The following is a 7,510-nucleotide window of genomic DNA, read 5'->3' on the forward strand; positions in this document are numbered from 1 at the left end:
CGGAGGGTGCGTTTTTTCATGGTCTCGTAAGGGCACCTTTATGCGCTTGATCTCCGGCTGCGGCCTTTTGCTAGCCTGTGGCCATGTTCGGTACCCGCTCTTCTGCCACTCTTGCCCTCACGTGTCTCCTCGGTCTTTCAGCGTGCTCAGGGGGAGGGGGTGCGTCCGGTTCTGATTCTCAATCGGGCTCCAGCAGCGCCGGAAGTCATGACCCTGTGGACCCGTCCGCGGTGGTGCTCGATTCTTCCTCTCTTCCGGGTTACGAAGCCTCGGACCTGAATCAGATGGTTGCTCAGCAGGAGTCAGAGCAACCGGGTGTTACCGATCAGATGGTGGGAATGGCTGATGCACAGGAGGTGGACCCTCCGGAGTGCGCGCCGCTGGTGCCGGCCGCTGTCTCGTTCATCTCCAAGGTGGCGGCGAATCCCGACAAGCTTTCGGTGCGTGAGCTTTCCTCGGATGCTTCCGGGGGGACAGTGACCGCCGCAGTGAGTTCGGATCCGTCTCTTCTGGACTTTCCCGTGGACATCGGGGCGTGCGCGGCTGTCACCAAGACAATGGCGGGGTCGGACCTTCGCTTCTCCTACGCCGCGGTGCCCGTGGATCTGGGGGTGGACGGGGCCGGTGGCTCCTCCGCTGCCGCTGTGACCGTGAAGGAATCCAGCCTGGAGGTTGCGGGACCCGTCGGGTCTACGAGCCGGGTGGCCCACGTCGTGATGGACGGGTCAGCGTTCACCGTTTACTCGTCGCCGGAGGTTCCTGCGGAGGAGTTCGAGCACGCAGTCCAGGCGCAGGCGGAGAGGATCCGCCAGCGGTAGGAGCCGCACCCATAAAGAATGGGCCCCGGAGGTGATTCCCGGGGCCCATTCCGTGGGCTTAGTTTCAGTACGTCACCGAGGTGAGGGGTTCCTCACCGAGCCGCGACTCGTGCTCGGCGACGCGTTCCTCCTGGAGCTGCGTGGCGCCGCCCTTGCGGCGGGCGTTGTAGATGATGATGGATGCGAGTGCCGCCACAATCGTGGTGCCTGCCAGAACGGCGAGGCCGATCCAGTAGGTGTGGTCGTAGAGGCCGTCCGTGGAGCGGACAAAGGCGTTGCGGGCGTAGCTCATCGGGTGCAGCGCGTGGAAGAACTGCAGCGGGCCCGGAATAGTGGCCAGCGGCCAGACGCCGCCGAAGACGAACAAGCCCAGCGCGAAGAAACCGACCGAGAAGAGGCCGCCGACGAGTCGGCCGAACAGCACGCGGAAGAACTGGAAGAGCGCGGCGCCGTTGGCGGCGATCAGGGCGATGACGAGGCCCATCGAAGCCCAGTTGTGCGGGCGCCAGCCGGTGAGAACCGAGATGGCGGTGAACACGGCCATGATGCCGAGGTTGATCAGGAACATGAGGCCGAAGGCACGCAGGACCGGGCCGGCTCCGGTGCGGCTTTCGGAGCGCCGGCCCACCACGTGGGGCAGCAGTGCCGCGAGAACCGCCATGACCAGGTAGCCGAAGATCAGCATCACGATGAGCGAGAATCCGCTCTCGATCTTCTTCTCGGTAGGGTTGGATTCGTCCACCAGGCCCTGGGCGGGGTGCATGTTGGCTTCCTCGAACACGATCGGGACCGCCATCTGGTGGGCCGATTCGGGGACTTGGGAAACCACGGGTGCGTTCTCCGCACCTTCCGTAAGCTTCTGGTTCAACTCGGTGGAGCCGTCCTTGAGCTGGTTTACACCGTCGCCAAGCTGGACGCTGCCGTCCACGAGCTGGGTGGTTCCGTCCTTCAGGCGGGTGGTGCCGTCCTTGAGCTCGACGGCTCCGCTCGAGAGCCGCCCGGTGCCCTCCACGAGGCGATCGGTGCCCCCCTTCAGCTCGGTGGTGCCGTTGGCGAGCGTAGTGGATCCCTCGACCAGGCGGTTAACTCCGCTCAGGTATTGGGAGGAGGGGTCGTTGAGGTTGTAACTCAGCTCCTGGGTGCCGGCACGGAGTCGGTTCAGCTGAGCGACCATGTTGGTCGGGTTGGCGGGGTCGAGCTTGGAGATGGTGCCGTTGAGCTGCTCCGCCTGAGCGGTCATTCCCACGGCGTTGAGGGCATCGACGACGGGGCGGACCTGACCCACGACTCCCTGAACCTGCTCAAGGAGCGGAATGAGCATGCCGGTGAGCTCCTGGACGCCGGCGTCGATCTGAGAGGCGCCGTTGCCAAGCTGGGCCGTGCCGTCCTTCAATGTGAAGAGGCCGTTATTGAGCTCGTGGGCACCGCCATCGAGGCGCGTGGCGCCCTGGTTGAGCTGGGTGGCACCGTCAGTCAGCTCGGAGACACCGGCTCCGAGACGAGTGGCGCCCGCGTCAAGCTGGGTGGCACCGCTGTCGAGCTGTGTCGCGCCGTCCTGGGCGCGGTTGGTGCCAGCCTGCAGGCGGCCGAGGCCATCGTCGATCTTCGCGGAGCCGTCGGCGGCGCGGCGGATGCCGTCGCCAAGCTGGTTCATTCCGGAGAGCGTCTCGGTGGCGTAGGTCTCCGAGATCGTGTCGGAGATCCGCGCCTGGAGCTCGGGGATCAGCGCCGCGGTGAGGACGGTGCCGTTGGTGCCGGTGTAGTCGTTGTAGTCGACCCGGATCTCGGACTGGCGGGGCTGATCGGAGATGAGGGAGACCGTGCGGGCCGAGAAGTCCTCGGGGATGGTGACCACGAACAGGTAGTCGCCCTTGGTCAGGCCCTCCTGCGCCTCTTCGGCGCTGACCTCGTGAAAGTCGAGGTAATCGGTGTCGAGGAGGCCCTTGACCACCTCGTCACCGACCTCGCGGAACTCGCCCTTGTTGTCCGCCCCCTTGTCCTCGTTGACGATGGCGAGGGGGACGTTGGGGAGGGTCTTGCTGGGGTCCCACATGGCCCACATGAAGGTGGCGGACATGAGGAGGGGCACCACGAGGGCGAGGACGACCAGAATGCGGGCGAGCACGCTCGCCGGGCGCCAGTCGAGGATTCGGTGCAGGCCGTTGCGCTTGGCGGGTGGCGTGCCCCCGGGGGAGGTGATCGTCGACAATGCGGTTTCCTTTCACATCACACCCGCCGTGAAGCCGTCCTCCACCGATAGTGGGAGACGAACGACGGATCGCTTTTTGCTTAGGAAACTAAATTAATCTAAAACCTTGCGGTAGGAAAGTGATTCAGAAAATATTGCACAAAAAAGAGTAGCCCCGGTCACACCCGGGGGCGCTACAGGACGAGGAGGTTGTTCTTCGCGGCCTTCACCTCGTCCAGGCGGCCCGCCGCGCGGTCCAGCATCTGCCACTGCTCCCGCGGCACCGCCCGGCGGGCAGCGTCCACCACCGATGCGTCGGGGGTTCCCCACGCGATGGGCATGGGGGTGATCACCTGCCAGCGGTTCTTGTCGTGGATCGACCGCTGGCCCCCCACGGCGGCGACGGGTACCTCCGTGCCTGCGGTGTCGGCGGTGTTCGGCAGGGATCGCACCGTGCAGGTCGTGGCGGCCCACACGGGCGGGGTGTCCGGGTCAGCGTTCGCGTTCACCAGGGCGAGGAGGGTGTAGTCGGTGGCGCGGCGCTCGGCGATGATGGCCGGGGCGAGTGGGTGGGCGTCGTAAAGCGATTGGGCGGTGCCCATCGAGCGCGGGATGAGGAGGGCGACGATGAGCATCATGATGCCGAAGAGGGCGAGGCCCAGGGAGCCGATGAGGTGCCACGGGGAGGCGGGGTCGACGAGGAGCCACACGGCGGCCGCGCCGAGCAGGGAAATGACGAACAGGGAGATGCCGGAGACGACGAGGCTGCGGGTGTCGCGGAGCATTTCGTTGTGCTCCTTTGCCCAGGCCTCGTCGACGTTGAACCGGAACACCTTCATCTCGTTCATGGGGCCGATTCTATAGGTCCGCCGCGTCAACGAGCCTGTAGGCGTAACCCTGCTCCGCGAGGAAGCGCTGCCGGTGCATGGCGTACTCCGCGTCGAGCGAGTCGCGTGCGACCACGGTGTAGAAGAGGGCCTCGCCCCCGTCCGCCTTGGGCCTGAGGAGCCGGCCGAGGCGCTGCGCCTCCTCCTGGCGCGAGCCGAAGGTCCCCGAAACCTGGATCCCCACGGCGGCTTCGGGCAGGTCGATGGAGAAGTTCGCCACCTTGGACACCACCAGGGTCTGAATCTCGCCGCGGCGGAACTTATGGAAGGCCTCCTCGCGCTTCCGGGTGGATGTGGAGCCGTCCACCAGCGGCGCGCCGACGTGCCGGGAGATCTCCCCGAGCTGGTCCACGAACGCCCCGATGATCAGGGTCTGCTGCCCCGCGTGCTTGCGCAGGAGTGCGTCCACGGCCCGGAGCTTCCCCGCGGAGCACGCCGCGAGGCGGTAGCGCTCCCGGGTCTCGGCCGTGGCGTAGGCCATGCGTTCGCTCTCCGTCATCGTGGTGCGGACCTCGATGCATTCGGCGGTGGCGATGTAACCGGCCATCTCCAGTTCCTTCCACGGCGCGTCGTAGCGCTTCGGGCCGATGAGGGAGAACACGTCGTCCTCCCGGCCGTCCTCGCGCACGAGTGTGGCGGTCAACCCCAGGCGCCGCCGCGACTGGAGGTCGGCGGCCATGCGGAACACCGGTGCCGGCAACAGGTGGACCTCGTCGTAGATGATCAGGCCCCAGTCTCGCGAGTCGAACAGCTCGAGGGCCCGGTACTCCCCCTTCGTCTTGCGGGTGACCACCTGATAGGTGGCGATGGTGACGGGCCGGATTTCCTTGCGCTCCCCGGAATATTCGCCGATCTCACCGGGCGTGAGCGTTGTGCGGCGCAGTAGCTCGTCCCGCCACTGGCGCCCCGCAACTGTGTTGGTGACCAGGATGAGGGTGGTGGTCTTCGCCTGGGCCATCGCGGCGGCGCCGACGATCGTCTTGCCGGCCCCGCAGGGCAGGACGACGACTCCCGAGCCGCCCTGCCAGAAGGACTCGGCGGCGTAGTGCTGGTAGTCGCGCAGCTCCCAGCCGTCCGTGACGAGGTCGATGGGGTGGGACTCGCCGTCGACATAACCCGCGCGGTCGTCGACCGGCCAGCCGATCTTGATCAGCTCCTGCTTGACGCGGCCGCGCTCGGAGGGGTGGACGGGAATGGTGGTGGCGTCGATCGGCGAGCCGAGCAGCGGGCGGACCTTCTTGTGCCGGATGAGCTCGGTGAGGATGGCTGCGTCCTCGGTCTCCAGGATCAGCCCGTGGGCGGGGCTTTTGAGCATGCGCACCCGCCCGTAGCGCGCCATGGTCTCGGCGATGTCCACCAGGAGCGGCTGCGGGACCGGGAAGCGGGAGTAGCGCTCTAACACGTCCACGGCCGTCTCGGCGTCGAACCCGGCCGCGCGCGCGTTCCACAGGGCCAGGGGGGTGATGCGGTAGGTGTGCACGTGTTCGGGCGCCCGCTCCAGCTCCGCGAAGGGGGCGAGCGCCGCCCGTGCCAGGGCCGCCCGGGGGTGGGCGACGTCGAGGAGGACAGTCTTGTCGGACTGGACGATGAGCGGGCCGTCGAGCATGGGGTCCTTTCCTAGGAGGTACCCATTATGCAACGCGGCCCGGCCCGGCCTGATTCCGCGTCAGGCGAGCACGGCCTTGGTCACCCTCGGCAGAGCGATGCGCACGACGCTGCCTGATTCCTCGTCCACCACATCTGCCTGCCCCGCGGTGACGGACAGCGGAAGCACGGTGAGTGTGCTGCCCCGTCCGTTCTTGTCCACGTAGCCGAGACGGACGCTGCGCCGGGCGCGGGCGGCCGCGCGCAGGGTGGACAGGGTGTCGCCTCCCTCCGGTTCCGGTTCCGCGACGGAGGGGTCGCCGGAGCGAAGGGCGGCCAGCACGGCATCGGCGTGTTCCGGGGTCACGGCGCGCTCGCGCGGCAAAGTCGAGGGCGTGGGGGCAACGAGCTGCGGCTGTGGCACCATGCGCAGGGCCGCGCCGCTTTCGTCCTCGGCGCTCGGCTGCAGGCCCGCCGCCCGGAGTTCCGCCATGATCTTGGGCAGGGAAAGCTGCGAGACCGCCACGGTGGGGGCGAGCACGCGTAGCGACGCCACCCTCCCCGCCGCCTCGGCCAGCAGCGCCGCGTCCTCGCTGCGCACGTAGCTCGCGACGGCCCCGGCGCGCAGCGAACCGTGGTGGCGCGCAGCATCCTCGATGAGGAAGGCAAGGCCCTGGGGCACGTCCCCGATGACGTGGCCGTCCAACCAGCCTGTCAGCTCGGCCGCGGTGCGCCCGGAGTCGAGCGCGCGGCGGACGGAGCGCTCCGTGACGCGGTAGACGCTGGCCAGGCCGGGGGACTCCAGCTCGGCGAAGGACTCCATCATCCCCGCCATCTCCGGGGGCAGGGGACCGGGGGCGAGGATGGTCATGTCGGCCTGCGCGATGACGGCGGAGACCTCGGCGGGCACCAGTTCCTTCGCCGCCGCCGCCGCATCCCCGCCCGCGAGCAGGGCGGCGAGGGCGGAGGAGGGATGCCCGTCCGACAGGGCGCCGACTGCGTGGGCCTCGGATGAGACCGCGTCGATGAGCGCGGGCGACATGCCGGCCGCCGCGACGGGAGCGGAGTAAAGGAGGTTGGCCGTCAGGTCGCCGCCGGCGGCGCGCAGGATGGTCAGGCGCGCCGTGCGCACGTCTGGAACATGGGTTTCCGCGGCGAGCAGGCGGTGGGAGGCGGAGAGGTCGGCGCGCCAGGGGGAGGCCGCCCATCCCACGAGGAGAATGGCCCACTGGTCTGAGAGAGGCGATTCGATCCACGCCAGCGCGTCCGGGGTGGCCGCGAGGACATCCACGTCCTCCACGCTCCCCCGGCCCAGGAGCCCGGCTGACTCTCCGACGGTGACGGACAGTGTGGGGTCGAAACCGAGCTCCCTGCGCAGGTTGGCCACTGCGCGCACCCCGACGGTTCCGTTCTTGTTCAGTGCCACCGGCCCGGTGATCAGGCGGGTGAGGAGCTGACGCATCTGCCGCACGGCGTCGAGGCCCCGGGCGGTGGCGGCGGAGTCGACCGCGGTCTGGTCCGCCGGGGGGCCTCCCGCGGGCGGGCGTACGGGGTAGACGCGCGGGGTGCCGCCGCGCAGGGCCTCGCGCACCGGCCGGGGCAGGCGCACGGTGGAGGCGTCCACGCGGGCGAGCAGGCCCAACTCNNGGTCGTGCCCACGCCCCCCGAGGCGGCGAGGGTCTCCAGCACGCGGCGCTCGCGGGCCGAAATGCCCTCCAGCTTCGCCTCCAGGTCAACCGGCGCCGGGTCGAGGATGCGCCACCCCGCGGGCAGCGCGCCCAGCGCACCCGGGGCCACGCGCAGCGCCTCGTCGGGGCCGTACATGAGGGCCGCGGAGCGCAGCGTGGCGACGCTCCCCTCCACATTCAGGGGAAGGTGGGCGAGCTGGCCGATCTCCACCGGGGAGAGCTCCGCGCCGAGGTCGCCGGCCGTCTCGAGCACCGCTATCTCCGCCGCGTTGAGGGTGCGCACCGCCCGGGCGGTGGAGGCGGGGAGTGTCAGGCGCGTCGCCAGCGACCCCAGGGAGGGCGGGG

At 68.9% G+C, this 7,510-nt stretch carries 5 protein-coding genes; 1 reads left to right on the forward strand and 4 read right to left on the reverse strand.

All coding sequences use genetic code 11. The annotated features are described in order from the left end of the window. Positions 1 to 338: 338 nt before the first annotated feature. Positions 339 to 818: a hypothetical protein gene (locus tag B3611_RS01645; RefSeq protein ID WP_291313346.1), complete on the forward strand. Its 480-nt coding sequence runs from the start codon at positions 339 to 341 to the stop codon at positions 816 to 818. Positions 819 to 882: 64 nt separating this feature from the next. Here the strand turns inward: B3611_RS01645 and B3611_RS01650 are convergent, their stop codons facing one another. The 4 genes from B3611_RS01650 to B3611_RS10140 all read right to left on the reverse strand — a co-directional run bounded on the left by B3611_RS01650 (position 883) and on the right by B3611_RS10140 (position 6,939). Then, on the reverse strand, positions 883 to 3,027 hold the full coding sequence (locus B3611_RS01650; protein WP_291313347.1) for a YhgE/Pip domain-containing protein: 2,145 nt from the start codon (positions 3,025 to 3,027) through the stop codon (positions 883 to 885). Between the two features lie 173 nt (positions 3,028 to 3,200). After that, positions 3,201 to 3,845 carry a DUF3239 domain-containing protein gene (locus tag B3611_RS01655; RefSeq protein WP_291313350.1) on the reverse strand — a complete coding sequence of 215 codons (645 nt, stop codon included), beginning with the start codon at positions 3,843 to 3,845 and terminating at the stop codon, positions 3,201 to 3,203. 19 nt (positions 3,846 to 3,864) lie between these two features. Further along, complete coding sequence (locus tag B3611_RS01660) at positions 3,865 to 5,499, reverse strand: DNA repair helicase XPB (protein ID WP_291313348.1); 1,635 nt, start codon at positions 5,497 to 5,499, stop codon at positions 3,865 to 3,867. 60 nt (positions 5,500 to 5,559) lie between these two features. Beyond that, positions 5,560 to 6,939 carry a helicase-associated domain-containing protein gene (locus tag B3611_RS10140; RefSeq protein WP_349676562.1) on the reverse strand — a complete coding sequence of 460 codons (1,380 nt, stop codon included), beginning with the start codon at positions 6,937 to 6,939 and terminating at the stop codon, positions 5,560 to 5,562. Between the last annotated feature and the right edge of the window lie 571 nt (positions 6,940 to 7,510).

The organism is Corynebacterium sp. UBA2622, assembly GCF_002339505.1.
Lineage (GTDB): Bacteria > Actinomycetota > Actinomycetes > Mycobacteriales > Mycobacteriaceae > Corynebacterium.

What these genes read in the sequence shown, in the direction of transcription:
- B3611_RS01645 (WP_291313346.1), top strand. Translation starts at nt 339, where the DNA reads ATGGCTGATGCACAGGAGGTGGACCCTCCGGAGTGCGCGCCGCTGGTG.
- B3611_RS01655 (WP_291313350.1), bottom strand. Translation starts at nt 3,845, where the DNA reads ATGAAGGTGTTCCGGTTCAACGTCGACGAGGCCTGGGCAAAGGAGCAC.
- B3611_RS01660 (WP_291313348.1), bottom strand. Translation starts at nt 5,499, where the DNA reads ATGCTCGACGGCCCGCTCATCGTCCAGTCCGACAAGACTGTCCTCCTC.
- B3611_RS10140 (WP_349676562.1), bottom strand. Translation starts at nt 6,939, where the DNA reads ATGCGTCAGCTCCTCACCCGCCTGATCACCGGGCCGGTGGCACTGAAC.